Annotated in this window: 27 protein-coding genes; 18 read left to right on the top strand and 9 right to left on the bottom strand. The window is 71.9% G+C overall.

The window, feature by feature from the left end:
• The first annotated feature begins 39 nt into the window (after positions 1–39).
• From QNA09_RS20120 to QNA09_RS20095, 6 genes are all read left to right on the top strand, one after another.
• Positions 40–807, top strand: coding sequence for a tyrosine-protein phosphatase (locus QNA09_RS20120; protein WP_308072040.1), 768 nt, complete (start codon positions 40–42; stop codon positions 805–807).
• On the top strand, positions 804–2,021 hold the full coding sequence (locus QNA09_RS20115) for a CaiB/BaiF CoA-transferase family protein (protein ID WP_064065888.1): 1,218 nt from the start codon (positions 804–806) through the stop codon (positions 2,019–2,021). The genes QNA09_RS20120 and QNA09_RS20115 overlap by 4 nt, the downstream gene beginning before the upstream one ends.
• A gap of 94 nt (positions 2,022–2,115) precedes the next feature.
• Positions 2,116–2,760, top strand: coding sequence for an FMN-dependent NADH-azoreductase (locus tag QNA09_RS20110; protein WP_268965758.1), 645 nt, complete (start codon positions 2,116–2,118; stop codon positions 2,758–2,760).
• Between the two features lie 265 nt (positions 2,761–3,025).
• Positions 3,026–3,169, top strand: coding sequence for a hypothetical protein (locus tag QNA09_RS20105; RefSeq protein WP_162919339.1), 144 nt, complete (start codon positions 3,026–3,028; stop codon positions 3,167–3,169).
• Position 3,170: 1 nt separating this feature from the next.
• Positions 3,171–4,097 (top strand): ATP-binding cassette domain-containing protein, encoded by a 927-nt coding sequence (locus QNA09_RS20100; RefSeq protein WP_308072039.1) that lies wholly within the window; start codon positions 3,171–3,173, stop codon positions 4,095–4,097.
• Positions 4,094–4,906: an ABC transporter permease gene (locus QNA09_RS20095; RefSeq protein ID WP_010593577.1), complete on the top strand. Its 813-nt coding sequence runs from the start codon at positions 4,094–4,096 to the stop codon at positions 4,904–4,906. Before QNA09_RS20100 ends, QNA09_RS20095 begins: the two co-directional genes overlap by 4 nt.
• 252 nt (positions 4,907–5,158) lie before the next feature.
• On the opposite strand, the gene QNA09_RS20090 is transcribed toward QNA09_RS20095, so the two are convergent.
• The 3 genes from QNA09_RS20090 to QNA09_RS20080 are packed head-to-tail and all read right to left on the bottom strand — an operon-like array spanning position 5,159 to position 7,323.
• Entirely contained in the window at positions 5,159–5,473 is a 315-nt protein-coding gene (locus tag QNA09_RS20090; protein WP_010593576.1) for a WhiB family transcriptional regulator, read from the bottom strand.
• A gap of 13 nt (positions 5,474–5,486) precedes the next feature.
• Entirely contained in the window at positions 5,487–6,494 is a 1,008-nt protein-coding gene (locus tag QNA09_RS20085) for a MaoC family dehydratase (RefSeq protein WP_203011138.1), read from the bottom strand.
• 1 nt (position 6,495) lies between these two features.
• Positions 6,496–7,323: a CoA ester lyase gene (locus tag QNA09_RS20080; RefSeq protein ID WP_010593574.1), complete on the bottom strand. Its 828-nt coding sequence runs from the start codon at positions 7,321–7,323 to the stop codon at positions 6,496–6,498.
• 260 nt (positions 7,324–7,583) lie between these two features.
• Between QNA09_RS20080 and QNA09_RS20075 the strand changes: the two genes are divergently transcribed.
• Genes QNA09_RS20075 through QNA09_RS20065 form a run of 3 tightly spaced genes read left to right on the top strand, consistent with a single transcriptional unit; the run spans position 7,584 to position 9,989 of the window.
• Positions 7,584–8,735: an acyl-CoA dehydrogenase family protein gene (locus tag QNA09_RS20075; RefSeq protein WP_210063051.1), complete on the top strand. Its 1,152-nt coding sequence runs from the start codon at positions 7,584–7,586 to the stop codon at positions 8,733–8,735.
• 28 nt (positions 8,736–8,763) lie between these two features.
• Positions 8,764–9,519 (top strand): GntR family transcriptional regulator, encoded by a 756-nt coding sequence (locus tag QNA09_RS20070; RefSeq protein ID WP_210063050.1) that lies wholly within the window; start codon positions 8,764–8,766, stop codon positions 9,517–9,519.
• A 17-nt stretch (positions 9,520–9,536) separates the two neighbouring features.
• Positions 9,537–9,989 carry a MaoC family dehydratase gene (locus tag QNA09_RS20065; protein ID WP_210063049.1) on the top strand — a complete coding sequence of 151 codons (453 nt, stop codon included), beginning with the start codon at positions 9,537–9,539 and terminating at the stop codon, positions 9,987–9,989.
• Here the strand turns inward: QNA09_RS20065 and QNA09_RS20060 are convergent.
• A complete protein-coding gene (locus QNA09_RS20060; RefSeq protein ID WP_210063048.1) occupies positions 9,917–10,612 on the bottom strand; it encodes a pyridoxamine 5'-phosphate oxidase family protein in 696 nt (231 codons plus the stop codon). The two genes, QNA09_RS20065 and QNA09_RS20060, sit on opposite strands and share 73 nt — an antisense overlap.
• Before the next feature lie 79 nt (positions 10,613–10,691).
• Between QNA09_RS20060 and QNA09_RS20055 the strand changes: the two genes are divergently transcribed.
• The gene (locus tag QNA09_RS20055) at positions 10,692–12,134 is read left to right on the top strand and encodes a PLP-dependent aminotransferase family protein (RefSeq protein ID WP_040274883.1); all 1,443 of its coding nucleotides are present in this window, start codon (positions 10,692–10,694) and stop codon (positions 12,132–12,134) included.
• Between the two features lie 39 nt (positions 12,135–12,173).
• Here the strand turns inward: QNA09_RS20055 and QNA09_RS20050 are convergent, their stop codons facing one another.
• Positions 12,174–13,244 carry an alanine racemase gene (locus QNA09_RS20050; RefSeq protein ID WP_010593568.1) on the bottom strand — a complete coding sequence of 357 codons (1,071 nt, stop codon included), beginning with the start codon at positions 13,242–13,244 and terminating at the stop codon, positions 12,174–12,176.
• 117 nt (positions 13,245–13,361) lie between these two features.
• Here QNA09_RS20050 and QNA09_RS20045 point away from each other — a divergent pair, with 117 nt between their 5' ends.
• Genes QNA09_RS20045 through QNA09_RS20030 form a run of 4 tightly spaced genes read left to right on the top strand, consistent with a single transcriptional unit; the run spans position 13,362 to position 17,237 of the window.
• Complete coding sequence (locus tag QNA09_RS20045) at positions 13,362–15,260, top strand: amidohydrolase family protein (RefSeq protein ID WP_308072038.1); 1,899 nt, start codon at positions 13,362–13,364, stop codon at positions 15,258–15,260.
• Positions 15,257–15,892: a TetR/AcrR family transcriptional regulator gene (locus tag QNA09_RS20040; RefSeq protein WP_010593566.1), complete on the top strand. Its 636-nt coding sequence runs from the start codon at positions 15,257–15,259 to the stop codon at positions 15,890–15,892. Before QNA09_RS20045 ends, QNA09_RS20040 begins: the two co-directional genes overlap by 4 nt.
• On the top strand, positions 15,892–16,770 hold the full coding sequence (locus QNA09_RS20035; RefSeq protein WP_017681947.1) for an alpha/beta fold hydrolase: 879 nt from the start codon (positions 15,892–15,894) through the stop codon (positions 16,768–16,770). Before QNA09_RS20040 ends, QNA09_RS20035 begins: the two co-directional genes overlap by 1 nt.
• Positions 16,755–17,237 carry a nitroreductase/quinone reductase family protein gene (locus QNA09_RS20030; protein WP_040274889.1) on the top strand — a complete coding sequence of 161 codons (483 nt, stop codon included), beginning with the start codon at positions 16,755–16,757 and terminating at the stop codon, positions 17,235–17,237. The genes QNA09_RS20035 and QNA09_RS20030 overlap by 16 nt, the downstream gene beginning before the upstream one ends.
• A 145-nt stretch (positions 17,238–17,382) precedes the next feature.
• Here the strand turns inward: QNA09_RS20030 and QNA09_RS20025 are convergent, their stop codons facing one another.
• A complete protein-coding gene (locus tag QNA09_RS20025; protein ID WP_010593563.1) occupies positions 17,383–17,766 on the bottom strand; it encodes a DUF5313 family protein in 384 nt (127 codons plus the stop codon).
• A gap of 148 nt (positions 17,767–17,914) precedes the next feature.
• Here QNA09_RS20025 and QNA09_RS20020 point away from each other — a divergent pair, with 148 nt between their 5' ends.
• The 3 genes from QNA09_RS20020 (at position 17,915) to QNA09_RS20010 (ending at position 20,951) form a co-directional block, all read left to right on the top strand.
• A complete protein-coding gene (locus QNA09_RS20020) occupies positions 17,915–19,141 on the top strand; it encodes an acyl-CoA dehydrogenase family protein (RefSeq protein ID WP_026138044.1) in 1,227 nt (408 codons plus the stop codon).
• 83 nt (positions 19,142–19,224) lie between these two features.
• Positions 19,225–20,127 (top strand): alpha/beta hydrolase fold domain-containing protein, encoded by a 903-nt coding sequence (locus QNA09_RS20015; protein ID WP_308072037.1) that lies wholly within the window; start codon positions 19,225–19,227, stop codon positions 20,125–20,127.
• A gap of 107 nt (positions 20,128–20,234) precedes the next feature.
• A complete protein-coding gene (locus QNA09_RS20010; RefSeq protein ID WP_140188930.1) occupies positions 20,235–20,951 on the top strand; it encodes a TetR/AcrR family transcriptional regulator in 717 nt (238 codons plus the stop codon).
• A 6-nt stretch (positions 20,952–20,957) separates the two neighbouring features.
• Here QNA09_RS20010 and QNA09_RS20005 read toward each other — a convergent pair whose 3' ends face one another.
• Entirely contained in the window at positions 20,958–22,028 is a 1,071-nt protein-coding gene (locus QNA09_RS20005) for a methyltransferase domain-containing protein (RefSeq protein ID WP_308072036.1), read from the bottom strand.
• Between the two features lie 204 nt (positions 22,029–22,232).
• On the opposite strand from QNA09_RS20005, the gene QNA09_RS20000 reads away from it, so the two are divergent.
• Positions 22,233–22,631, top strand: coding sequence for a VOC family protein (locus QNA09_RS20000; protein WP_026138043.1), 399 nt, complete (start codon positions 22,233–22,235; stop codon positions 22,629–22,631).
• On the opposite strand, the gene QNA09_RS19995 is transcribed toward QNA09_RS20000, so the two are convergent.
• A complete protein-coding gene (locus QNA09_RS19995; RefSeq protein WP_010593557.1) occupies positions 22,628–23,449 on the bottom strand; it encodes an alpha/beta fold hydrolase in 822 nt (273 codons plus the stop codon). The two genes, QNA09_RS20000 and QNA09_RS19995, sit on opposite strands and share 4 nt — an antisense overlap.
• Complete coding sequence (locus QNA09_RS19990; protein WP_308072035.1) at positions 23,446–24,981, bottom strand: ATP-binding cassette domain-containing protein; 1,536 nt, start codon at positions 24,979–24,981, stop codon at positions 23,446–23,448. The genes QNA09_RS19995 and QNA09_RS19990 overlap by 4 nt, the downstream gene beginning before the upstream one ends.
• Between the last annotated feature and the right edge of the window lie 159 nt (positions 24,982–25,140).

Below are 25,140 nucleotides of genomic sequence, written 5' to 3'. Positions count from 1 at the left end.
GGGGCGACGGGGCACGGGGTCCCGGTCGAACGAGAAGGGGTGCACGTGCAGGACGAAGAGCAGTCCGGACCCGGGCCGGTGAACCTGCGGGACCTCGGTGGGCTGGCGCTGACCGGCGGCGGCCGCACCGCCGCCGGTGTGCTGTACCGCGGCGATGCCTGCTACACCGGCGACGTGGTACGCGGACTCCTCGCCGAGCGGCCACCCACGACGGTCGTCGACCTGCGCTCCGACGCCGAGCGCGGCCACCGCACCTACACCTGGCCGGACGGCACGCACGTGCACCGGCTGTCGCTGCACGCGGACGCCGCGCCGGGCGGGCGCACCGGCCTCGCCGAACTCTACGGCCGCGTGGTCGACGTGGCCGCACCGCTGTTCGCCGGGCTCGTGCCGGTCGTCGCGCGGGCCGCGGGCCCGGTCCTCGTGCACTGCACCGCCGGCAAGGACCGCACCGGCCTCGCCGTCGCCGTCCTGCTGCTCGCGGCGGGGGTGGAACCGCAGGCCGTCGTCGACGACTACGTGGCCACCGACACGAACATGCCCCGTCTGTACCGTCGCTGGGAGGCCGTCGGCCTGCGCGTGGGCGGCTCGTCCCCGGGCGGTGGCCGGGCGGTACCGTCGGAACTGTTCCGCGCGCCCGCCGAGGCGATCACTCCGATCGTGGAACGCCTCGTCGCGCATCCCGGCGGGCCGGAGGCGTGGCTGATCGACCACGGCGCGCCGGAGGACGATGTGCGACGGTGGCGCTGCCGTGCCCGGGGAGAGGCCGCGACGGCATACGAAGACAGGAAGGCGCACACGCGATGAGCGAGCACAGCGAGCCGGGAAGCGAGGCATCGACGGGCCTGCCGCTGGCGGGCATCACCGTCGTCAGCCTCGAGCAGGCGGTCGCCGCCCCCATCGCGACCCGCCACCTCGCCGATCTCGGCGCCCGCGTCATCAAGATCGAACGCATCGGGGAGGGCGACTTCGCCCGCAACTACGACGCCGCCGTCCACGGGCTGGCGTCGCACTTCGTGTGGCTCAACCGCGGCAAGGAGTCGATCTGCATCGACCTCAAGGCCGCCGAGGGCCTCGCCACGGTGCGTCGCCTCGTCGACGACGCCGACGTGGTGCTCCAGAACTTCGCGCCCGGCGCGGCGGCGCGGCTCGGGCTCGGCGCCGACGAGCTGCGGCGCGCGCGGCCCGAGCTGATCGTGGTGAACATGACCGGTTACGGCACCGAGGGCCCGCTGCGCGAGCGCAAGGCCTACGACATGCTGGTCCAGGCCGAGACCGGGCTGTGCTCGATCACCGGCACCCCGGAGACCGCCACGAAGACCGGCATCCCGACCTCCGACATCGCCGCCGGCATGTACGCGCTCACGTCGATCCAGGCGGCGCTGTTCCGGCGCGAGCGCACCGGAGCGGGTGCGACGATCGACGTGTCGATGTTCGATGCGACCGTCGAGTGGCTCGGCCACCCGATGTACCTGCAGATGTATCAGGACACGCAGGTCCAGCGGATGGGTCTGAGCCACGCGTCGATCGCGCCCTACGACGCGTACCCGACCGTCGACGGGAAGATCCTCATCGGCGTGCAGAACGACCGCGGCTGGCGGGCGCTGGTCACCGAGGTGTTCGGCCGCCCGGATCTCGCCGGGCACCCGAAGTTCGCGACGAACATCCTGCGGGTGCAGCACCGCGCCGAGACCGACGCGGTCGTCGCCGAGCACACGCGCCGCTTCGAGACCGCCGAACTCGACAAACGGCTCGCCGCCGCGGGGGTACCCGCCGCCCGGCTGAACGAGATGAAGGATCTGATCGAGCACCCGCAGCTCGAGGAACGGAACCGCTGGCGGGAGGTGGGCACCGAGGCGGGCCCGGTGCGGGCCGTGCTGCCGCCCATGACGTTCTCCGACGTGGAGATGCGCATGGGGGCGGTCCCGGCGCTGGGCCAGCACACCGACGCGGTGCTCACCGATCTCGGCCTCACCGACGAGCAGATCGCCGGGCTGCGTGCCGCCGGCATCGTGCAATAGCCGGTAGCCGACCCGGCACGGTCATCGACCCGGCGCAGTGATCCACCGGCGCAGTGATCCACAGGTGCAGTACTCGAACCCGAAGGAGCCCGACGTGCCCCAGCTGTTGCAGCTCGATTCGTCCGCGAACCTCGAGATGTCCGTCTCCCGCGAGCTGACCCGTCTCTTCGCCGACACGTGGCGCCGGCGCGGACCCGGCCACACCGTGATCCAACGGGACCTGCACCGAGACCCGGTCCCGCATCTCGGGGACGCGGAACTGCACTACGCGCCACGCCTGCGGGCACCCGGCGCCTCCGTCGATCCCGCGGCGGAGGCCTTGCAGACGGAGCTGATCGCCGAGGTCCGGAGCGCCGATGCCGTCGTGATCGGTGCCCCGATGTACAACTGGTCGCTGCCGTCGACGCTGAAGGCGTGGATCGACCACATCCACGTACTCGGCACCACCGTGCCGTTCGACACCCCGGACCAGCCGTTCGCGGGCACGCCCGTCGTCGTGATCTCGAGCCGCGGGCTGGCCTACGGCCCCGGCGACCCGGACGAGGGCCTCGACCACACCGTGCCGCCGCTGCAGCAGGTGCTCGGCACGTCGCTGGGCATGGACGTCACGGTCGTGACCGCCGAATACACCCTGGCGGGACGTATTCCGGCACTGGAGCCGATGACCGAGCGCTCCACGGCAAGCCTGGACGCGGCGCGCGAACGGGTGCAGCGGCTCGCGCACGGTCTCGGCGCCTGAGCCGGGCGCGGCCGGTCCTCTCGTCGGCTCTCAGGCGAATCCGGCGGCGGCTCCGAGGTCTTCAAAGGTAGTTCCGCGCCAGTGGCTGCGCTGGGAGATGCGTCGTGTGTGGTTGGCCGACGGGCTCCCCTCACGTCCACTCGTTCGGTTCTTCCGGGCCGCGCTCGAGCGGTCGCTGTCGGTGTGATGCGTCCAAATCGCGGGTCGCTCGTCAGAGATGTCGACTTCCCAACCCAGGGGAGCGCCGTCTCGGAAGGACCCTCAGATGACGACCATCCGTGTCCACATCGCGCTCGACGCCGACGACACCGACGCACCGCCCCTCCCTGCGGGGGTGCCCCGACGTTCGGGCCGGCGACGCCGGAGCGCGCCGGCAGTGCACGTGCCCGGCACCGGTTCGGAGGCGTGAGATGAACGCCCCTGCAGTAGTAGTGGACGATCTCCATGTCGCCTACGACAAGACGTGGGCGCTCGACGGCCTCGACCTCGAGGTGCGGGCGGGCACGACGCTCGGCGTGCTCGGCCACAACGGCGCCGGTAAGACGACCTTGATTCGCGTGCTCACCACGCTGGTGCGGCCGACCGTCGGCCGGGCGCTGGTCGAGGGCCTCGACGTCGTCACCGACGCGATGGACGTGCGCCGCCGGATCGGAGTCACCGGCCAGTATGCCGGACTCGACGAGTTCCTCACTGCCCGAGAGAATTTGGAACTGATAGGCCGCCTCGCCGGTCTGCGCGGCCGGGCACGGGCTCGGGCCGACACTCTGATCGACCGGCTCGGGTTGCTCGACCTCGCGTCGCGGCGGGTCGGTGAACTCTCCGGTGGGTCACGACGTCGGGTCGACCTGGCCGCCAGCCTGGTCGGATCTCCGTCGGTACTGTTCCTCGACGAGCCGACCACCGGCCTGGATCCCATCGCCCGCAGCGCGCTGTGGGACGTCGTCGACGAACTCACCACCAACGGCACCACCGTCGTGCTCACGACCCAGTACCTCGAAGAGGCCGACCGGCTTGCCGACCACATTGTCGTGCTCAACCGGGGGCGGGTCGCCGCCCGCGGTACGCCCGCCGAGCTGAAGCGGATTGTCGGCGGCAAGGTGGTGACCGCCACGATTCCCACGCACCAGCTCGGCGGCCTGCCGTTCGGGCTCGAGACCGAGAATCCCGTCGACGGCGGTCGGGTCCGTGTCTCGCTCACCGTCGGCGACGCGATGACCGCTGCCGAACTCGTCGCCCAGCTCGCCCGGGACCGCGTCGACGTCAGCGACCTCGATGTCGCCTCGCCCAGCCTCGACGACGTCTTCACCCACCTCACCCACGACGGAGCCACCCCATGAACGCCATGCTCACCACCCGATCCGGGCGGTCACCCGCCGCAGACCAGCTCGCGGCCCTTGTGGTCCGCAATCTGCGCACCAGTGCCCGCGTCCCGCAGTTGCTGATGTTCTCGCTGACGATGCCGATGGCGATGTTGGTCCTGTTCAGTCAGGTGTTCCGCAGTGTGGCGGCCGGACCCGGTTTCCCTCCCGGGGTCAGCTACATCGACTTCCTCACCCCCGCCATGCTGGCAGTCTCCACCGTGATGGCCGGCACCAACGCGGGGGTGTCCGCGGCGATCGATCACACCAACGGCCTGCACGACCGCTTCGCCGCGCTTCCCATGCGGGCGGCGCTGCCCGGTGTGGCGCGCACGCTCAACGAAGCCGCGTTCACACTCGCCCGGGCCGCGCTCCTCGGTGTCGCCGCCGTCGTACTCGGGTTCGAGTTCCATGGCACCGTCGTCGACGCCCTGGCCGGCATCGTCGTGCTCGCCGTGCTGGCCGCGGCGATGAGTGCCCTGTTCGGGCTCATCGGTGACCGGCTCCGCCGTCCCGATGTGGTGCAGTTCGCCGGGATGATGGTGATGATGCCGCTGATGTTCGTCTCGAGCGCGTTCGCCCCGCTCGAGACCATGCCGGGTTGGATGCAGGCCGCCGCGACGCTCAACCCGGTCGCCCACGCCACCGATGCCCTGCGCGGATACGAGCTCGGCACCGCCACGTTCGGCGACACGGCCACTGCCGTTGTCGCCGCGGTCGCGCTGTGGGCGACGGTGACGCTCCTGCCCGGCATCGCGCGCCGGTTGCGCGCGTCGGTCGCGCGTTGAGCCTGCCCACCTGGGCGGTGCGCTGCCCGGATGGTTCATACCCGCGATCGGACTGACCGTCCACGGGACTGGAAGGTCGTCGTCGGTCGAACAGATCGCTCGACTGTGTAGTCGAGAGAAGGCGCAGGAGGCGAAGATCGCGCCCTACCTGAACGACCTCGTCATGCAGCGCGGACGCACACGCCGTGGGCGCTCGAATGGGACCTGCGACGAGATCGCCACGCCGGGGGGAGTGAGCGACCGCGGGTAGGGTCAGCCGGCCGCCGACGTAGCACGGTCCGGCAGCCAGCGGACGTACCGCAGTCCGCGGCGTTCCCTCTCGGTGAGTCCGCCCCAGATTCCGTGCTGTTCCTTGTTCTTCACGGCATGGTCGCGGCACGCGATACGAACGGGGCAGGGTGCGCAGATGTCCCGGGCCGCTCGTTCCCGGCGTTGCCGCTCGCCCAGGGTCTCGCCCTCGGGGGCGTAGAAGGTGTCCGGTCCGATGAACCGGCAGCGGGCGTGCAGACGCCAGTCGGGTGCGTCGGGGGCGACGATGGGGTCCGGTGCCGGGGCAGGAGAAGTCATGTCGGTTCCGGGGTCAGGCCATGAGTGCGGTGAAGCGCCAGTCCAGCACGGCTGCCGGCGCGTCGGTGCCGCGGTGGGCGTGGACGATCGAGCGCAGTTCGAGGACGCCCCCTCCGCTGTCGAGGGGGTGGGCGGACTCGACGTGCAGGTCGCTGGTGAGGGTGTCGCCCTCGTGGACCGGGCCGGTGTGGTCGCACGAGTGCCAGCCGAGGACGGTGACGAGGTTCGGCAGCGCCCGGGTGGCCTGGGCCAGGGCGAGACCGATGGTGTGACCCCCGTACACCAGTCGTCCTGCGGCACCGACACGTTCGTCGTGGTGGGTGGCGGCGATGTTGAGGGTCAGCCGCGCCAGCTCGGGTGCGCTGGTCACGACGTCGCCGCTCGACCGCAGCACCGCACCGGCCAGCGACGGATCGAAATGCGTTCCTGGAACCCGTGTCCGGTAGGCGGCGAGATCCCAGTCGGCGGGCGCGGACCACCGCGGCGGCTCCTGCGGGCCGATCGCGGACAGGTCGTCGGCGGCCACGACGCGTTCGGGATCGGGGTTTTCGCTCAGCGGCAGCATCGCGCACCGGTAGAAGTCGAGGACGGTCCGTCCGTTCTGGTCGACGGTGTTCATCCGCAGCGCCGCCAGGCCGGTGGGTTTGCGGCCGGGCTTGACCGAATTCTCCTTCAGACCAACCACTTCGGTGGTCGTGTAGAGCGTGTCACCGAGGTGCGGGAAGCGGTGGAAGCGCAGGCCGCGGTAGAACAGGTTGGCCTTGACGTGGTGGGTGACCAGGGTGGACTGGCCGATCGCGAGATCGGTGACGAGCCCGGCGTGCGCGACGGGCCCACCGGCGACGGCCGCCGACAGGTGCGCATCGAGGGGCAGGCGCAGCCGGTCGCCGAGGATCGCCTGGTGGGCGGCGGCGAGGCCGTCGGTGATCGTGACCGCGGGGGCGGTGTCGAAGACCTGGCCGACGGTCAGCTCGTCGAAGTAGGGGCCGCCGACCTCGGTGGCGGCGTTCGCGGTGGTCATCTCAGTTCTCTCCGATCAGGGCGAGGGTGCGGCGGGCGGCGACGGCGACCGCCTCGTCGAGCATCTGTCCGTCGAGCTGGGCGGCGCCCGCGCCGCGGGCCTCGGCCTCGGCCAGGGCGGCCAGCACCCGCCGCGCCTGCTCGGCCTGCTCGTCGTTCGGGGTGAAGGCCGCTGCGGCCGAGTCGATCTGGGCAGGGTGGATGACCCATTTGCCGTCGAAGCCGAGGTCGGCGGTCCAGCGGGCGGCGTGACGGAACCGATCGTCGTCGGTGATGCCGAGGAACGGGCCGTCGATCGCCTGCACGCCCGCGGCGCGGGCGGCGTGCAGGATCCGGTCCTGCACGTACAGCCAGTGCTCGGGGGCGGCGGTGCGGGTGCGGCCGAGCGCGGCGCCGAGGTCGGCGTAACCGAGGATCACCGCGGCCAGTCGCGGGCCGGTGACGATCTCGTCGAGGCGGGTCACCCCGGCCGGCGTCTCGATCAGCGCCTGCACGGCCAGGTCGGTATCGCCTGCCGCCGTGAGGATCCGGTCGGTCTCGGCGAGGTCGGCCGGGCCCTCGACCTTGGGCACCACCACCGACGACAGGGCCGATCCGAGGGCGGCGCAGGCGCGCAGGTCGTCGGCGAACCACGGCGTGCCGGGACCGTTGACACGCACCGCGATCGTGCGACCGGTGCCGTGCGTGGACACCAGGTCGGCGACGAGGTCGCGGGCGGTGTCCTTGTGGCCGGTGGCGACGGCGTCCTCGAGGTCGAGAACCACCTCGTCGGCCGGGGAGGCCAGAGCCTTGCCGGCCTTGCGGTCGTCGGAGCCGGGGGCGACGAGCACGGCTCGCCGGCGGCGGGGCTGGGCGAGAGTCACGGATCAACCTCTGCTGTGGGGCGGTCGGGAACGCGCTAAATGTACGGCCATTGTCCGGTCCGGCGCTACCCGGAGCGGACCTATAGGCGACGGCAGGGTCGACGTATAGGCGGTTCGAGGGGTGTCGTGCGACCGGATGGTGTTGACACGGCCGGGTGCGCCACGAAAAATGGCCGTACAAATGACGGGTGGGATCGCAGGTCCCGTGTCGATTCGAGGATTTTTCCGTGAGCTACCTGAGCGACGAAGAGACCTACCTGGTCAAGACGGTGCGCGAGTTCATCGACCGGGAGGTCAAGCCGTCGGTGCAGGAGGTCGAGCACTCAGGCGAGTACCCCGAGAAGTGGATCGAGCAGATGAAGCAGATCGGGATCTACGGGCTGGCCGTGCCGGAGGAGTACGGCGGGATGCCGGTGTCGATGCCGTGCTACGCGCAGGTCACCGAGGAACTCGCCCGCGGCTGGATGAGTCTGGCCGGGGCGATGGGCGGGCACACCGTCGTCGCCAAGCTGCTGGTGCTGTTCGGCACCGAGGAGCAGAAGCAGCGTTGGCTGCCGAAGCTCGCGACCGGTGAGGTGCGCGCGACGATGGCGCTGACCGAGCCGGGCGGCGGCTCGGACCTGCAGGCGATGACCACCACCGCCCGCCGGGACGGCGAGGACCTGGTGATCAACGGCGCCAAGACGTGGATCACCAACGCCCGTCGCGCCGGGCTGATCGCGCTGCTGTGCAAGACCGACCCGGCCGCCACCCCCCGGCACAAGGGCATCTCCATCGTCCTGGTCGAGCACGGGCCCGGCCTGACCGTCTCGCGGGATCTGCCCAAGCTCGGCTACAAGGGCGTCGAGTCCTGTGAGCTGAGCTTCGACGGCTACCGGATCTCCGCCGAGGCGATCCTCGGCGGCGCGCCCGGCCGGGGTTTCGCGCAGATGATGAAGGGTCTCGAGACCGGCCGCATCCAGGTCGCGTGCCGCGCCCTCGGCGTCGCCGCCGCGGCGCTCGAGGACTCCCTGGCCTACGCGCAGCAACGCGAGAGCTTCGGCCAGCCCATCTGGAAGCACCAGTCGATCGGTAACTACCTGGCGGAGATGGCCACCAAGCTCACCGCGGCGCGGCAGCTGACCCGCTACGCGGCAGAGCGCTTCGACAGCGGCGAGCGGTGCGACATGGAGGCCGGCATGGCGAAGCTGTACTGCTCGGAGATCGCGATGGAGATCGCGCTGAACGCGGTGCGCATCCACGGCGGCTACGGCTACTCCACCGAGTACGACGTCGAACGCTACTTCCGCGACGCCCCGCTGATGATCGTCGGCGAAGGCACCAACGAGATCCAGAAGGGCGTCATCGCGTCCCAACTGGTGGCCCGCGGCGGCCTGTGACCGCCCGTCACTAGGATCCGTGATCGTCATGGGCGAACGCGACACGGAACCGGCGTACGCGCAGCTGTCGCGACGGCTGCGCGAGGCCGTCGACGCCGGCGAGTACCGCGGCGGCGTGCGGCTGCCCACCGAGGCCGAACTCGCGCAGCGCTACGGACTGAGCCGGCAGACGGTGCGGCGGGCGTTCCAGGACCTCGTCGCCGACGGCGTCGTCTACCGGGTGCCCGGCCGCGGCACATTCGCCGACGAGGGCGGGCGGCGCTACCGGCGCCAGCTCGGCTCCATCGAGGACCTCCTCGACCTCGCCGCCGACACCACGATGGAGATCGTCGCGCCACTGAGACGCGGCGTGCACATCGAGGCCGCGAGCCGGCTGCGACTGGACACCGATCTGGTGCATTCGGTGGCGCTGCGCCGCGTGCACGACGGGATCCCGTTCGCGCTGACCACCGTGTACCTGCCCGATCACGTGGCCGCGCACGTGCTCGATGCCCCGGAGCTCGCGGCCGGGGCGTCGAGCCGGAACACCGTGATGGGTCTGCTCGAACCGCACCTCGAGCATCCCATCGTCGAGGCGGCACAGACGATCACCGTCGCGCGGGCCACGGAAGAGGTTGCGCGCGAGCTGAACTGCACCGAGGGGCATCCCCTGCTGCGGGTGGACCGGCTGTACTCGAACGATCTGGGCGAACCCGCCGAGCTGTCCGTCAGTTACTTTCTGCCCGAGCACTACACGTATCGCGTCACCCTCCGTCGCGCCGGACACCGTCCGCAGCGGCCCTGACCCAGGAGAAACGAATCATGCGCACCTTCCACGGAATCGACGAGATCGAGGCGGCCGTCGGCGAGGATCTCGGCCACAGCGAGTGGCTCGAGATCACCCAGGAGCGGGTGAACCTGTTCGCCGAGGCGACGGGGGACCACCAGTGGATCCACGTCGACCCCGAGCGCGCGAAGGACGGACCGTTCGGCACGACCATCGCCCACGGCTACCTCACCCTCTCGCTCCTGCCCGTCCTCGGATCGCAGATCTTCGCCGCCGAGGGCCTGAAGATGCGGATCAACTACGGTGCCAACAAGGTTCGATTCCCGTCGCCGGTTCCGGTGGGGTCGAAGGTCCGGGCGACCGCGAAATTCACCTCGCTCGAGCGCACCGCGAAGGGCGCGAACCTCACCGTCACCTACACCGTCGAGGCCGAGGGTGCCGAGAAGCCGGCGCTGGTCGCGGAAACCATCGTCGTGCTCGTGGCGTAGCGGTCCACCAGCCTGCGGACGGACGCGGGCACGGGCACGTCGTCCGCGACCCACGGCGCGGCGACCGGACGGTCCGCGACCGTCCGCAACGGGACCACACCCGCCCACGAGCCGTCGCTCACGTCGGGCGCGGACGGGGGTGCGTCGCGGATCTTGACCGTCCACTGTCCGGCGCGGATGGGCAGGACCAGGGTGGCGGTGGCCGCCAGTTCCTTCCTGGTGTGTGCCCGGGTCTCGGTGCTGCGCCCCGGAATGAGGCCGTCCGACAGGGCATCCAGGGCGGCGGCGGACTCCTCGGCGGGCAGGGCCGTGACTTCGCCCCGGACGACGGCGGATCGGAAGTTCGCGGACGAGTGGAACAGATCCTGCGCGACGACGACACCGTCGAGGAGCGAGACGCACACGGCCACCGGCGCACCGGATGCGGCCAGGCGCAGTGCGCCCGCGCCGGTGGAGCCGTGCAGCAGGATCCGGTCGCCGTCGCGCGCGTACAGCATCGGTACCACCCACGGCAGGCCGTCGACGACGGTCGCGAAGGTGCAGGTGACGGCCGCGTCCAGCACCGCGTCGAGGTCGGCCCGTCGGGTGCGGGCCCGTTCGGGATAGCGCCTGATGTTCTCCATGCCGGTGAGTCTGTCGGTTATCCGGTCCACTGAACAGGTCCACAAAGCGCGCACAGTCCAGGACCAGTATCGTGGCGCCGTGCCCCGTGTCGCGCCCCCGGTCCATCCGGCCTTCGAACTGCCCGACACCGACGCGCCCCTCCGGCAGCGCCTCGCCGAGGCCGTCGTCGACCAGATCCGGTACGGCCGCATCCGGGTCGGCGATCCGCTGCCGTCGACCCGCGTGCTGGCCGCCGAGCTCGGGGTGTCCCGCGGGTGCGTCGTCGACGCCTACGACGAGCTGTGTGCCTCGGGATTCGCTGTGGCGCGGGCGGGTTCGGGCACGCGCGTCGCGCCCGGTGCCGACGTCGCGGCGCGGGCGCACGCCGCATCCCATCCCGTCGTGCCCGCGGCGGCGACGGAGCCGGATCCGGTGCGGCGCGCGCCCGCACTGGACCTGCGGCCGGGGATCCCGGATCCGGCGCTGATCTCGGAACCGGAGTGGCGTCGCGCGTGGCGGGCGGCCGCCGCGGCGCCGCGGGCCCTCGGCGTCGCGGATCCGGAGGCTCATCCGGATCTGCGCCGGGCGCTGGCCGACCATCTCCGGCGGACGCGGGGCCTCGCCTGCGGGGCGGACGAGATCGTCGTGCTGCCGGGCGTCGCCGCCGCGGTGCGGGTGCTCGCGATCGCGGCGCGGCTGCGAGACCGCGACGTCGCGTTCGAGGATCCGGGATACCTCCGTGCGCGACGGGCGCTCGTCGGTGAGGGCGCCCGGCCGCGTCCGGTCCCGGTGGGGGAGGACGGTCTGGATCCCGACCTGCTGCGGGTCACGGACGCCGCGGTGTACTGCACGCCCGCACATCAGTATCCGTTGGGGGCGCGCATGCCCGTGTCCCACCGCGCCCGGCTCGTTGCCCGTGCCGCCGAGAGCGGAACGATCGTCGTCGAGGACGACTACGACGGGGAGTTCCGGTACGACGTGTCGGCCCTGCCGGCGCTGCGCAGCATCGACGGCGGCCGCGAGTGCGTCGCCTACGTGGGGACGGCCTCGAAGATCCTGTCGCCGGATCTGCGGCTCGCGTGGCTGATCCCACCGGCCCCGTTGCGCTCGCGCATCGCGGCGGCCGTGGCCGAGAGCGGGGAGGTGGCCGGCTCGGTCGCCGCGTCCGCGCTGGCCCGGCTGATCGAGTCGGGGGCGCTGTCTCGGCATCTGGCGCGTGCGTCCCGCACCTACCGCGCCCGTCGGGCGGCGTTCGTCGGTGCGCTTCATGGTCTCGAACGGTCCGGGGTGTCGGTGACCGGCATCGAAGCGGGTCTGCATGTGGTGCTCCGGTTTCCGGAGGGTGTCGACGACGTCGCGATCGCCGCCGCAGCGCGACGGCTCGGTGTGGAGACCGCACCCCTCAGCAGGTACAGCGCCGGCCCCGGTGGTCCGAGCGGCCTGGTGTGCGGGTATGCGCGGTTGCCGGAATCGCGGGCGGCGGCCGCCGCCGACGCGATCGGAGCCGCCCTACCCGGCGGTGTGCCCTTTGGGTTGCCCTAGCAGCCCAAAAGGCACACCGGCGGCGGAGCCGCCTGCGTGCTACGTGTTGCGGCCCCGCGCGGCGACTGCCCACCGGTCGACCGCCGTGTCCCCGGCGACGACAGTCAGGTCGTCGGCGAGGTTGACCGTGGAGCACACGTGGTTGGGGATCACCCGGAGGCGTGTGCCGAGGGTGGGGCGGTCGGAGTCGTCCGGCCACAGCACGGTGGCGTGGTGTTCGGACAGCGCGACGATGCGCGCGTCCGGGGCGCCGAGGATGCGGCCGTAGCCCGTCGCCCACGGGGCGCGGTCGGCGCCGAGCACCTTGCTGCCGGCGTCCAGCACGACGGTGTCGTCACGCGCCGACACCACCGTCGCCAACGCGGTCAGCGCGATCGCGTCCTCGTCGATCGTGCCCAGTTCGAGCTGCTGGGCGTCGCCGAAGACGTACACGCCCGGGCGCAGTTCGGTGGCGGCCGGCACGTCGAGGTGAGCGGTGGGGGTCGAGCCGCCGCTGATCACCTCGGCGTCGTGCCCGGTGGCCTCCAGGGCCGCCACCGCCCGGCTCAGCGCTGCCGCCTCGTCCGTCGCCGCGACCGCCGGCCGTCCCGGGCCGTACGAGTGCCCCGGAAAGGTGAACACGCCGCGCACCTCGAGCCCGACGGACGCCGCCGCGACGGCGACCGACCCGGCCCGCTCCGGCGCGACGCCGGTGCGGTGATGACCGCTGTCGACCTCGACGAGCACGGTCAGGCCCGGCCGGGCGTGCTCGGCGAGGGCCCGCGCGCCCTCCGCCGAGTCCACGCCCACGGTCAGCCGGACCTCCGCGGCGAGCGCGCGCAGCCGGGCACCGCGCGCGGCATCCGTCCACAGCGGATACGCGACGAACAGGTCGCGGAAGCCGGCATCGGCGAAGACCTCGGCCTCGGAGACCGTCGCGACGGTAAGCCCGACGGCGCCGGCGGCGAGCTGACGCCGGGCGATCTCGACGCACTTGTGGGTCTTCGCGTGGGGGCGCAGGGCCACCCCGCGGGTACGTGCCGCGTCGGCCATCCGCGCGATGTTGCGGTCGAGGACGTCACGGTCGACGAGGAGGGCGGGGGTGGCGGGAACCGCCGGGAACGCGGGCATGGCCGCACTCTATTCGCGGCGCTGTCCCGCGCCGGTCCGCACCCCGGGTTGCCCGAAAATAGAGAGCGGTCGTCCTCTTTCTGTCTATGCTTCGTGCATCGACGTGAGGGAGATCACATGCACACGACACCGGCGCCCACCGAGTTCGACCTGGTCGTCCGCGGCGGACTGTGGTTCGACGGCACCGGCGCCCCCGGCGTGGTCCGCGACCTGGGCATCAAGGACGGGGTGGTGGCGACGGCGAGCGCCGACCCACTGCCCGTCGGACCGGGCACCGAGGTGATCGAGGCGGCCGGCCGCTGGGTGATGCCCGGCTTCGTGGACCCGCACACGCACTACGACGCCGAGGTGCTCGTCTCGCCCGGCCTGCCGGAATCGGTGCGGCACGGCGTCACCACCGTCCTCATGGGCAACTGCTCGCTCTCGACGGTGTTCGTGCCGCCGCTCGACGCCGCGGACCTGTTCAGCCGGGTCGAGGCGCTGCCCCGCGAGCACGTCCTGACGGCACTCGAACAGGGCCGGACCTGGTCGTCGCCCCGGGAGTACGTCGCCGCGCTGGACGCCCTGCCGCTCGGCCCGAACGTCGCCGCGTTCATCGGGCACTCCGACGTGCGGGCGGCCGTCCTGGGCCTGGGCCGCTCCACCGATCCCTCGAGCCGGCCGAGCCGGGCCGAACTCGCCGCGATCGAGGCCGGCGTCGAGGACGCCCTCGACGCCGGCTTCCTGGGCGTGTCCACCATGACGAATCCCTGGGACAAGCTCGACGGCGATCGCTACCGCTCCCGCACCCTGCCCTCGACCCACGCGTCGTGGTCCGAATTCCGCCGGATCCACCGCATCCTGCGCCGCCGCGGCCGCGTCCTGCAGGCTGTGCCGAACCTCAACACCAAGTACGACGTGGCCTTCTTCGCCCTCGCCACCACGGGTGTGGGCCGCAAGCCGATGAAGGCGGCCGTGCTCGCCGCCGCCGACACCAAGGCCGAGCGCTGGGTGCACCGCATCTTCGGTCCGATCGCCTTCGCCGCCAACCGGATCGGGCGCGGCGCGTTCCGGTGGCAGCACCTGCCCACCACGTTCGAGGTGTACTCCGACGGGATCGACCTCGTCGTGTTCGAGGAGTTCGGTTCGGGGCGCGCCGCGCTGCACCTGAAGGAGGAGGTCGCCCGCAACGAACTGCTGCGCGACGAGGCGTACCGGCGCTGGTTCCGGCAGGACTTCGACAAGAAGTTCTCGCCGCGCGTGTGGCACCGCGACTTCGACGACACCACCATCGTCGGGTGCCCCGACGCGTCGCTCGTCGGTCGCTCGATCGGCGACGTGGCCCGCGACCGCGCCGTGCATCCGGTGGACACCTTCCTGGACCTCGTCGTCGAGCACGGACGGAAGTTCCGCTGGCACACGGTGATCGCGAACGACCGGCCCGAGGTGGCCAACCGGCTGCTCCGGCAGCCCGGCGTGACCGTCGGCTTCTCCGACGCCGGTGCGCACCTGCGCAACATGGCGTTCTACAACTACGGCATCTGCATGCTGCGCCGCATCCACGAGTACGCACGGCGCGGCAAGCCCGTCATGCCCTTGGAATCGGCGATCCACAAGCTCACCGGCGAACTCGGCGACTTCTACGGCATCGACGCCGGGCACCTGCGCGTCGGCGACCGGGCGGACCTCGTGGTCGTCGACCCGGCCGGGCTGAACCAGGACACCGACGCCTACCACGAGGCGCCCATGCCCGAGTTCGGCGGGCTGAGCCGCATGGTCAACCGCAACGACGCCGCCGTCACCGCGACCGCGGTGGCCGGTCGCGTGGTGTTCCGCGCGGGCGAGTTCGTCCCCGGGTACGGCGCCACCGTCGGCGCCGGCCGGTTCCTGCGCGCGGGCACCGACGCGCGCGGACCCGTGCCGGCGCGACGCCCCGCTCCGCCCGCCGCCGCTCCGCCCGCCGCCGCTCCGCACGCCGCCGTTCCGCCCGCCACCGTTCCGCCCGCCACCGCCCCGGCCGGCAGCGCGGCGCCGTGACCGGGACCGCGGCACCGTCGCGCCGCACCCAGCAGCAGCGGCGCACGGCGACGATCGAACGGATCCTCGACGCGACCGTCGCGTCGCTGGGCGAGCTGGGTTACACGGCCACCACCATCGGGGAGGTGTGCCGCCGCTCGGGGGTGTCCTCCGGAGGGGTGTTCCGGCACTTCCCGACCCGGCTCGACCTGATGATCGCGGCCGCCGACGCCGTCCGCGAACGGCAGTTCGCGAACTTCCGGCTGGGGTTGACGCAACTCGGCGGGCCCGACGAAAGCCCCGAATCGGTCCGCGAGTGCCTGCGCCTGCTGCGGGCCGCGTGCCGTGCCCCGATCAACGCCGCCTGGTACGAACTGCTCGGCGCGGCGCGCACCGACCCCGCGCTGCGCGAACGCCTGGCCCCCATGGCACAGCGGTACCACGGCCGGATCGCCGAATTCGGGCGCACCCTGCCGATCGCCTCGCGATTCGAACCGGCGGAGTTCGACACGCTGCTGTTCACGCTGGTGCACCTGCTCGACGGGGAGGCCGTCGCGGCGGTGGTGCACCCGCAACCCGAGCAGGAGGAACCGCGCCTCGAACTGATGGCCCGCCTGGTGACCGGGGCCACGCCACGCAGTAGATTCAGGTAATGAGCATCGACAACGATTCGGCGCCGAAGTGGTTCGTCGAGGCCCTGTCCGCGCCGGTGGAAACGGGCAGCGTCGAGGTCGACGGCGCCTCGATCGCGTATCGCGCGTGGGGTGAGGAGGGCCGCCCCGGCATCGTGCTGGTGCACGGCGGGATGGCGCACTCGCGCTGGTGGGATCACGTCGCACCCCAGCTCGCCGAGGACCGGCGCGTCGTCGCGCTGGACATGAGCGGGCACGGGGACAGCGACCACCGCGAGCACTACTCCCTCGAGACGTGGGCGCGCGAGGTGCTCGCGGCGGCGCAGGCGGGTGGGATCGCCGGAGCGCCGGTCCTGGTCGGGCACAGCATGGGCGGGATCGTGTCCTTCGTGGCCTCTCACCTGTACGGCGACCGGCTGGACGGGGTGATGATCCTCGACTCGCCGATCCGGGACCTGACGCCCGAGGAGATCGAGATGCGCGCTCAGGTGGCCCGCGAGCGCAGCGGCACGAAGGTGTATCCGACGGCGGAGGAGGCGATGGCCCGTTTCCGGCTCGTCCCGCCGCAGGACACCGCCGAGCCGTACGTGCTCGAGCACATCGCCCGTCAGTCCATGCGGCAGGTGCCCGGCGGCTGGAGCTGGAAGTTCGACGCCCTGCGGATGACGAAGGACCGGCGCACCAGCCTCGAGAGCTTCGAGGCGAAGTGCCGCGTCGCCTATTTCCGTTCCGAGAACGGGATCGTCGCCCTCGATCTGCTCGGTCGCATGCGGCCGCAGTTCGGTCCGGGTGCGCTCGTGGCCGAACTGCCCGCCGCGGGGCACCATCCGATGATCGACCAGCCGCTCGCGGTGGTGACCGCCGTGCGGACGGTCCTGGCCGGATGGGCGGCGCCGTGAACCCGCTGCGTCCCGTCGCGGTGCAGCTCGGCCGGCAACCGTGGCTGCCGCGGTTCACCCCGCAGATCGTCACCGTCGACCACACCCTCCAGCGGGTGACGTCCGGCCGGGTCACGCTGTTGACGCTCGCCGGGCTGCCGGAACTGGTGCTCACGGTCCGCGGCCGCAAGAGCGGGGTGGAGCGCCGCACCCCCCTGCTGTGCGCTCCGCGCGACGACGGCTGGCTCGTCGCCGGAAGCAACTGGGGGATGCCCGAACTGCCGGGCTGGGCGCACAACCTCGAGGCCGCCGACGAGGCACTGGTGACCTACCGGGGGGAGGACACCGTGGTCGTGCCGCGCCGCGCGCGCGGCGTCGAGCGCGACGTGCACTGGGAGGTGCTGGTGCAGGTGTGGCCCAATTACGAGCTGTACGCCCGGCGCACCGAGCGGGAGATCCCGGTCTACCTGTTGACACCGAAGGACTGAGGGACTCACCGCCCTCGGGGTCCACGGAAATTCCTGCGCCGAACCGGAATTCGCCCCCGCCGCGGCGCGAGCGGATTCCGGATCGGCGAGCAGATCCGGAACGGCTCCTGCAGCCCGGTACCCGGACGGCCGTGCGTCGGGGCCGTCAGCCGGCGCGCATCGCGGAATGCATCGCCTCGTAGGCGGCCTTCTCGGCGTCGCGCTGCCGGACGCGCCGGGGGTTCTCGAGGTCGCCCGGCAGGCCGTTGCGCTCGAGCCGGCGACGACGGTTCTGTGCCATGTAGGCGGCGGAGAAGAACAGGGCGAGCGCGACGCCGAGCCCCATCGTCGACAGGCGCAGCCACACCGGGCCGGGTAGCAGCAGGAAGGCGGCGTACAGCGGGAGGAACGGGATCTGGCTGCGGATCATGTGGCGGGCGACGGCGTGGTCGCCGACCAGGTCGTTGCGCACCCATTCGCGCATCGAGGCCGGGAGGGGACGGCCGAAGGCGTAGGCGAGCCATTGGAACGGTCCGGGGCGGGTGTGCATTCTCTCGGGCCTTTCGTGCGGGAGTGGCACCTCGGAGTCTAGACATTTAGATAGTGCGTTAACTAATAGCAGGCTAAATATGTCCGACGTCACGCTCACGCCGCGCCGGCCTGTGTACCTTTTCGAGAACGTGTTCTATATTTCGTTCATGTACGCGTGGTCCGACACCGATCTCATGTTCCGTGACGCCCTGCGCGGATTCATCGAAAAGGAGATCCGCCCGCACGTGGATCGGCTCGAGAGCGGTGAGCTGCCGCCCTACGACATCATCCGCAAGCTGTTCGCCGCCTTCGGCATCGACGAGCTCGCCCGCGACGGCCTGAACAAGGCCCTCGCCCGGGAGGAGGCCGGTGAGGTGCCGTCGGCAAAGTCGGGTGGCGGCATGGGCTCGGGCGGCATGGCGGCCCTGCTCAACAGCGAGATCGCCGGCGTCAGCCTCGGGCTCGTCGCCTCGATGGGGGTCAGCCTCGGTCTCACCGCCGGCACCATCCGCAGCCGCGGCACCCTCGCCCAGAAGAAGCGGTGGCTGCCCGAACTCGTGACGTTCGAGAAGGTCGGCGCCTGGGCCATCACCGAACCCGACTCCGGGTCGGACGCCTTCGGGGGGATGAAGTCCACGGTCCGGCGCGACGGCGAGGACTACATCCTCAACGGGCAGAAGACGTTCATCACCAACGGTCCCTACGCCGACGTCGTCGTCGTGTACGCCAAGCTCGACGAGGGTGACCCGAGCGTCGACCGGCGCGACCGCAAGGTGCTGGCCTTCGTGCTCGAGAAGGGCATGGAGGGGCTCACCCAGAGTCCGCCGTTCAAGAAGATGGGCATGAACTCCTCACCCACCGGCGAGCTGTTCTTCGACAACGTGCGCCTCACGCGCGACCGGCTGCTCGGTGAGACCGAGGAGGGTGGCCGCAGCGACGGCAAGGAGAGCGCGCGGGAGTCGTTCGCCGCCGAGCGGATCGGCATCGCCTACCTGGCCCTCGGCATCATCGAGGAGTGCCTGCGCCTGTGCAAGGACTACGCGCGCAGCCGCACCCTGTGGGGCCGCGAGATCGCGCAGTTCCAGCTGATCCAGCTCAAGCTCGCCGAGATGGAGATCGCCCGCATCAACGTCCGCAACATGGTGTTCAGCGCCATCGAGCGTGCCGAGGCCGGTAAGCCCGTCGCTCTCGCCGAGGCGTCGGCGATGAAGCTGTACTCCTCGCGTGCGGCCACCGAGGTCGCGATGGAGGCGGTGCAGCTCTTCGGCGGCAACGGCTACATGGCCGAGTACCGCGTCGAGCAGCTCGCGCGGGACGCGAAGTCGCTGATGATCTACGCGGGCAGCAACGAGATCCAGGTGACGCACATCGCCAAGGGTCTGCTCTCCGGGTGACCGCGGTCCGGGCCGCGCCGTGCGGTCCCGGTACCCGGGACAGGTATCTGCACTCGGGCTGCAGGTTCCACTATCGTGTCGCCATGCCCGAGCTCATGCCGGACTCGCCCGACGTCGACCCCGTACCGGCCGACGCGACACCCTTCCCCGACCCGGTCCTCGCGGCCCCCCACACCACCGGTGTCACCGTCGAGGAATGGCTCGTTCCCGGCGCGCTCGGCGACCCCGAGGTGCCCGTGCGGATACACACGCCCGACACCTGCCCGGACGGCAACCCCGCGGCGCGGCCCGTCGTGCTCGAGATCCCCGGCCGCGGGTCGGGCCCCGGCAGCGCCGCCCCCGACGAGGCCTTCGCCGCCGCCGTCGCCCGCGCGACCGGCGCGATCGTCGTCTCCGTCGACTACCGGCTTGCGCCCGAGGACCCTCCTTCTGCGGCGGACGACTGCTACGCGGTCCTCGAGTGGGTTGCCTCCGGCGCGGCCTGCCTGGACATGGATCCGGACCGCATCGTCGTCCTCGGCGACGCCGCAGGCGGCACCCTCGCCGCGGCCGTCGCCCTGCGGGCACGGGACGAGGACGGCCCGCACATCGCGCTGCAGGCCCTGCTCGAACCCGGACTCGACGACCGGACCGGCTCCGTGCGCGACGGTGCCGCCGGACGGGACGACCTCGACGCCACCCGGGACCGGCGGCACCACCTCGGCGGCCGGGAGGCCACCGAGCAGTCCGGGCCCGCGCACCGGATCGACCTGACCGGACTGCCGTCGACCTACCTCGCCGTCGACGAGCACGGCCCCTTCCGGGACGCGGCAACCGACTACGCCCGACGGCTCCTGCAGGCCGGCGTGCCCGTCGAACTGCACTGCCACCGCGGCGCGTTCCCCGGATCCCTCCTCGCCCGGGATGCCGGCGCCCGTGCCACTCGCGCGCTGTGCGACGCGATCGTCCGGGCCACGGCCCGCACCCCCGTTCTCGATCCCGACTGAACCGCTCCCCGCGCGGCGCCGCGCTCCTCGGTGACACAGGCCCTGGCACAATTGGGTTCGCCGCACCGGTTGGGAGGAGCCGGTCGGCGACACGGGAGGAGAGACACGTGACCGTCACCGACGGACGCGTCGCGCGGGCCGAACGGACCCGCCACGCAGTGATAGAGGCACACATCGCCCTGATCGAGGCCGGGGAGCTGAAACCGACGGGGGCGCAGATCGCCGCCCGGGCCGGGGTCTCGCTCCGGGCGCTGTGGGCGAACTTCAACGATCTGGAGACGCTGTTCGCGGAGACCGGGGCGGAGTTGCTGCGGCGACAGGACTCCGCGTTCGCCCCGGTCCCCGTCGACCTGCCGCTCGGCGAGCGGATCGACGCGTTCTGCCGGCAGCGCGCCGAACTGCTCGAACTGATGGCGCCGTTCGCGCGCTCGTCCGCGATGAGAGCGCCGCAGTCCGAACGGATCCGGCGAAACAAGTTGCGGCACATCGCCCGGGTGGTCGAAGAGGTCGACGCGCTGTTCGCGGCGGAGCTGACCGCGCTCGACCCGTCGCACCGGGGCCGGCTGGTGCGGTCCGTGGCGGTGGCGAGCACCTGGGGATCGTGGGTGGCGCTGCGCGACGTGCTCGGCCTGGCGGTCGCCGAAGCCACCGAGCTGATGAAGCACACCGTCACCGCGCTGTTGTCCGAGGCCGGCTCGCCGGCACTGTCCGAGGCCCGCCCGCCGGCACTGTCCGAGGCCCGCTCGCCGGCACTGTCCGAGGCCGGCTCGCCGGCACTGTCGGAGGCACACCCGTCGGAGGCACGCCGGCCGGCGTCGTGCTGAGACCGGTCAGGGGGTCAGCCGGTAGAACCGCCAGAACCCGAAGTCCTCGATCGGCAGCACCGACACGTCCGAGAAGCCCGCGTCGAGCGCATACCGGCGCAGGGTGTCCGCGCGCATCACCGTGCCGGTTCCCGCGCTCGGCGGATGGCTCATGCCGTCCGGCAGGCAGCACACGATGCTGAACCCGTACATCAGCCGCTCGACCTCGTCGCCGGGCGCGGTGAACCGGTCGGCGACGGCCTCGTCCATGACGACCATGACACCGTCGGGCGCGAGTGCACCCCGCACCGCGGAGAGCACCTCGACGGGGCGCGGCATGTCGTGGACGCACTCGAAGGCGAACGCGGCGGTGAAGCGTTCGTCGGGCAGGCCGGCCGCGTCGGCCTCGACGACGGTGACCCGGTCGGCGACGTCGGGGCACGCCGCGACGTTCGTCCGGGCCAGGGCGACCGTCGCCGGATCTATGTCGACGGCGAACAACCGGGCCTGCGGGTACGCGCGGGCCAGCGCGATCGTGGACCATGCTCCGCCACAGCCGATGTCGGCGATCACGGCCCCCGGCCGGCGTAGCAGGGCGTCCAGGTCCGGCACGGACGCCAGGGCACCCGGAAGCGCCTTCTCGTACCACGGCCGGTTCATGTCCGCCTGGCTCTCGCGCGCATCGGTGCCGAGCTGCGCCCAGCTCACGCCGCCGCCGGTGCGGTAGGCGTCGAGCAGAGCCGGGAGTTGCACGGACACCCCGGCGAACATGCGGGCCAGCGGCCCGAGGTAGTTGAGACTCTGCTCGTCGGTGAGGACCTCGGCCACCGCGGGCGGGAGCGTGAAGCGCGGCGGATCGTCGTCGTCGACCTCGAGCAGACCGGTCACCGCCTGCTGCTCGAGCCACTCGCGGGCGTAGCGCGGGTCGGTTCCGGTGCGCGTCGCGAGTTCGTCGGCGGCGGCGGGGCCGTCGGTGACGAGGCTGCGGTACCAGCCGAGCCGGTCGCCGAGGTAGATCGCGATCAGATCGACGGCGCCGAGCGCGGAGTCGAGGACGCGCTGAGCAGCGGTGTCGACGGGGGAGACGGTGTGCGTCACGGTGGGGCCTTCCGGAGGGGACAGGGGTGATTCCGAGAGTCCTCCGACTCCGGGCGGCGGACAACACCCCCCTTGGGGGCCGAATGTGACATCCCGTCGATCAGATCGAAGCGATGTGACATTCGGCCACTCCCACGCAGCGGGGTGCGGGAACCAGATGCGTCCGCCGGACGTTCGGAGTCGTGCAACCGGAAGGAGTTCACCGTGCAGATCACCGCCAGTGCCCTGTCCCTCAACGTTCCCGACGTGGCCGCGTCGGCCGACTTCGCAACCCGCCACCTCGGGTTCACCGAAGCGATGGCCGAGGACGGGTTCGTCTCCCTCACCCGTGAGGACGCCGGCTTCAACCTCGTCTTCCTGCGGACCGGGCTCGGCAGCTTCAAGCCCGCGAGCATCGCGGGCGACGCCGGGCAGGGGACGCTCGTCGCCTTCGTCGTCGACACGATCGACGACGAGTACGAACGCCTGCGGGCCGAAGGAGTACCGATCGTCACCCCGATCGAGACCGAGCCGTGGGGCGAGCGGTACTTCCAGATGCGCGACCCGAACGGCATCGTCTACCAGCTCGTGCAGTGGGTGGACGAGCCGTCCTCGGCGAGTTAGCCGGACGAGTCGTCGGCGTGCGCCGCGAGGAACGGTTCGATCACGGACAGTACCTCCGGCGCCGCCGCGATCGTCGTCGCGTGGTCGTACCCCCGGATGACGGCGAGCAGGGCCCCGGGGATCGTCCGCGACAGCTCTCGGGTGTCGTCGATCCGTTCGCCGTCCTCCGAACCGACGAATGCCAGCGTCGGCACGTCCAGCGCGGCGAGGGCGGCGTCGTCGATGCCGGGTTCGCGATCCGACCGCCGCATGTACGCGGCGAGGGCGGTTGCGTCGTTCGCCCGGAACGCGGCCTGTGTCGCCGCGTCGACGGGTGCACCGAGGTGTTCCGCCCATGCCTCGAGGAACCCGTCGATGCCGTAGTGACCGAGCACGTCGGCGCATCCCGGGAAGAACAACCGGTCGAACGTCCCGGCCTGCGCACGGGCGCTGCCACCGCCCACGGTGAGCGTCCGTAGCCGCCCGGTGTCCCGCACCGCCAGCGACAGGCCGACCCGGGCTCCGAACGAGTATCCGAGGTAGTGGACGCGGTCGGTGCCGGCGGCGTCCAGTACCGCCAGCACGTCGTCGACGATCAGGTCCATCGCGTAGGCGTCCGGGACGTGGGGCTTGTCGCTGCGGCCGTGTCCGCGCAGGTCGGGCAGGATGAGCCGGTACCGCTCCCGCAGGGGACGCACGTACCCGAATCCCCGCCAGATGGCGGACGAGAGGGCGCTGCCGTGCGCGAGCAGCAGCGACGGGCTGCCGGCGCCGGCGTCGGAGTCGATCACCGAGAAGGCGATGCGGGTTCCGTCGACAGGGTTGATCGCATGGCTCACCGCTCCAGTCTGACCGACCGGGTCACGCCGATGTCGGCCAGGAACCGCTCGTCGTGGCTGACCACCACGAGGGCGCCCCGGTAGGCACGCAGCGCCTGCACCAGGTGTGTGAGGCCGGGCAGGTCCAGGTTGTTGGTCGGTTCGTCGAGGAGCAGCAGCCGCGGCGCCGGGTCCGCCGCCAGCAGGGTCGCCAGCGCCGCCCGCAGGCGCTCGCCGCCCGAGAGGGCGGCCGCCGGCACGTCCGCGTCGGCACCGCGGAACAGGAACCGGGCGAGCAACGCCCGGACCTGCTGCGCCGACAGGTGCGGGGCACGCAGCGCGACGTTGTCCGCCACCGACAGCGTCCCGTCGAAGATGTCCAGCCGCTGCGGCAGCACCGCGAACGGCACCCGGGGGCCGGCCGCGACGACGGCGTGCAGCAACGTCGTCTTGCCCGAACCGTTGGGTCCGCGCAGCGCGATCCGCTCCGGGCCGACGATCTCGAGCGGACCCTCGGCGACGCGCGCCCCGGCGTGCACCTCCGTCTCCGGCAGGTCCACCCGGATCTCCCGGTCGTCGCGCACGGTGTCCTGGGCCTGCTCGAGGGTCTCACGCGCGCCGGCGAGCTTGCCCTCGTGTTCGCGCCGCAGCCGGCCCGCCGACTCCTGGGCCTGCCGCTTGCGGGCGCCCATCACGATCTTCGGCTCCCGCTTGTTCTCGAACATCTTGCGGCCGTAGCGCTCTCGCCGGGCGAGCTTGATGTGCGAGTCGCGCAGTTCGCGCGCCTGCCGGCGCACGTCCGCGCGGGCGTCGCGCACCGCGGCCAGCGCGGCCTCCTGCTCGGCCGCGACGATGCGTTCGTACTCGCTGTAGTTGCCGCCGAACAGCCGCAGGTCTCCGTCCCGTACCTCGGCGACGGTGTCGACCCGTTCGAGCAGGTCGCGGTCGTGGGTCGCGACGACGAGGGTCCCGGGGAACTCCCGCAGGACGTCGTACAGACGCGTGCGGGCCGCCGGATCCAGGTTGTTCGTCGGTTCGTCGAGCAGCAGGACGTCGGGCTCGTCGAGCAGACGGGCCGTGAGGGCCAGCAGGACGGTCTCGCCGCCGGAGAGGGTGCCGACGGTGCGATCGAAGTCGCTGGGGGATCGGACGATTCGGTCGAGGCCGAGGTGGTGCAGGGTGGCCAGGGCGCGCTCCTCGACGTCCCAGCGCTCGCCGACGGTGTCGAAGTCGCGGGCGGCGGTCGAGCCGGCCTCGATGCGCCGCAGTGCCGCACGCACGCCGTCGATGCCGAGGACGGCGTCGACGGTGCGGTGCCGGTCGAGGACGATGTCCTGCGGCAGCAGCGAGACCCGGCCACGTATCGTGACGGAACCGCGGGTCGGGGGCAGATCGCCCGACATGATGTGCAGCAGAGTCGATTTGCCGGACCCGTTGCGCCCGACGCGTCCGGTGCGGCCGGTGGGGAGGGTGGTGTCGAGACCGTCGAACACCACGGTGCCGTCCGGCCAGGTGAACGCGAGGTCCGAGAGAATCGGGGAAGGGTGTGACATGGCTGCTCCCGGCAGTAGGTGACGACGTACCGCGCGCAGGGTGCGGCGCGGCGGGCGAAACCTCTACAGGAGCAACGGCCTTCTCCGATCGGCGGGAACGTGACGAGAATCCACGGTAGATCGGTGATCGCGGAGCGGCAACCGGTTTTCTGCGCGACC

This window comes from Rhodococcus sp. AH-ZY2 (genome assembly GCF_030916465.1).
Classification (GTDB): domain Bacteria; phylum Actinomycetota; class Actinomycetes; order Mycobacteriales; family Mycobacteriaceae; genus Rhodococcus; species Rhodococcus ruber.
Note: the sequence above shows the minus strand (reverse complement) of the source record. Positions and strands in the feature narration are given on the sequence as shown.

Bases quoted from the DNA above. Each gene is read 5' to 3' on its own strand.
- QNA09_RS20015 (WP_308072037.1), top strand. From the start codon at position 19,225: ATGCCCGAGCTCATGCCGGACTCGCCCGACGTCGACCCCGTACCGGCC.
- QNA09_RS20045 (WP_308072038.1), top strand. From the start codon at position 13,362: ATGCACACGACACCGGCGCCCACCGAGTTCGACCTGGTCGTCCGCGGC.
- QNA09_RS20090 (WP_010593576.1), bottom strand. From the start codon at position 5,473: ATGACTTCTCCTGCCCCGGCACCGGACCCCATCGTCGCCCCCGACGCA.
- QNA09_RS20050 (WP_010593568.1), bottom strand. From the start codon at position 13,244: ATGCCCGCGTTCCCGGCGGTTCCCGCCACCCCCGCCCTCCTCGTCGAC.
- QNA09_RS20100 (WP_308072039.1), top strand. From the start codon at position 3,171: ATGAACGCCCCTGCAGTAGTAGTGGACGATCTCCATGTCGCCTACGAC.
- QNA09_RS20020 (WP_026138044.1), top strand. From the start codon at position 17,915: ATGTACGCGTGGTCCGACACCGATCTCATGTTCCGTGACGCCCTGCGC.
- QNA09_RS20115 (WP_064065888.1), top strand. From the start codon at position 804: ATGAGCGAGCACAGCGAGCCGGGAAGCGAGGCATCGACGGGCCTGCCG.
- QNA09_RS20085 (WP_203011138.1), bottom strand. From the start codon at position 6,494: ATGACCACCGCGAACGCCGCCACCGAGGTCGGCGGCCCCTACTTCGAC.
- QNA09_RS20025 (WP_010593563.1), bottom strand. From the start codon at position 17,766: ATGCACACCCGCCCCGGACCGTTCCAATGGCTCGCCTACGCCTTCGGC.
- QNA09_RS19990 (WP_308072035.1), bottom strand. From the start codon at position 24,981: ATGTCACACCCTTCCCCGATTCTCTCGGACCTCGCGTTCACCTGGCCG.
- QNA09_RS20065 (WP_210063049.1), top strand. From the start codon at position 9,537: ATGCGCACCTTCCACGGAATCGACGAGATCGAGGCGGCCGTCGGCGAG.
- QNA09_RS20035 (WP_017681947.1), top strand. From the start codon at position 15,892: ATGAGCATCGACAACGATTCGGCGCCGAAGTGGTTCGTCGAGGCCCTG.
- QNA09_RS20060 (WP_210063048.1), bottom strand. From the start codon at position 10,612: ATGGAGAACATCAGGCGCTATCCCGAACGGGCCCGCACCCGACGGGCC.
- QNA09_RS20095 (WP_010593577.1), top strand. From the start codon at position 4,094: ATGAACGCCATGCTCACCACCCGATCCGGGCGGTCACCCGCCGCAGAC.
- QNA09_RS20070 (WP_210063050.1), top strand. From the start codon at position 8,764: ATGGGCGAACGCGACACGGAACCGGCGTACGCGCAGCTGTCGCGACGG.
- QNA09_RS20030 (WP_040274889.1), top strand. From the start codon at position 16,755: ATGGGCGGCGCCGTGAACCCGCTGCGTCCCGTCGCGGTGCAGCTCGGC.
- QNA09_RS20105 (WP_162919339.1), top strand. From the start codon at position 3,026: ATGACGACCATCCGTGTCCACATCGCGCTCGACGCCGACGACACCGAC.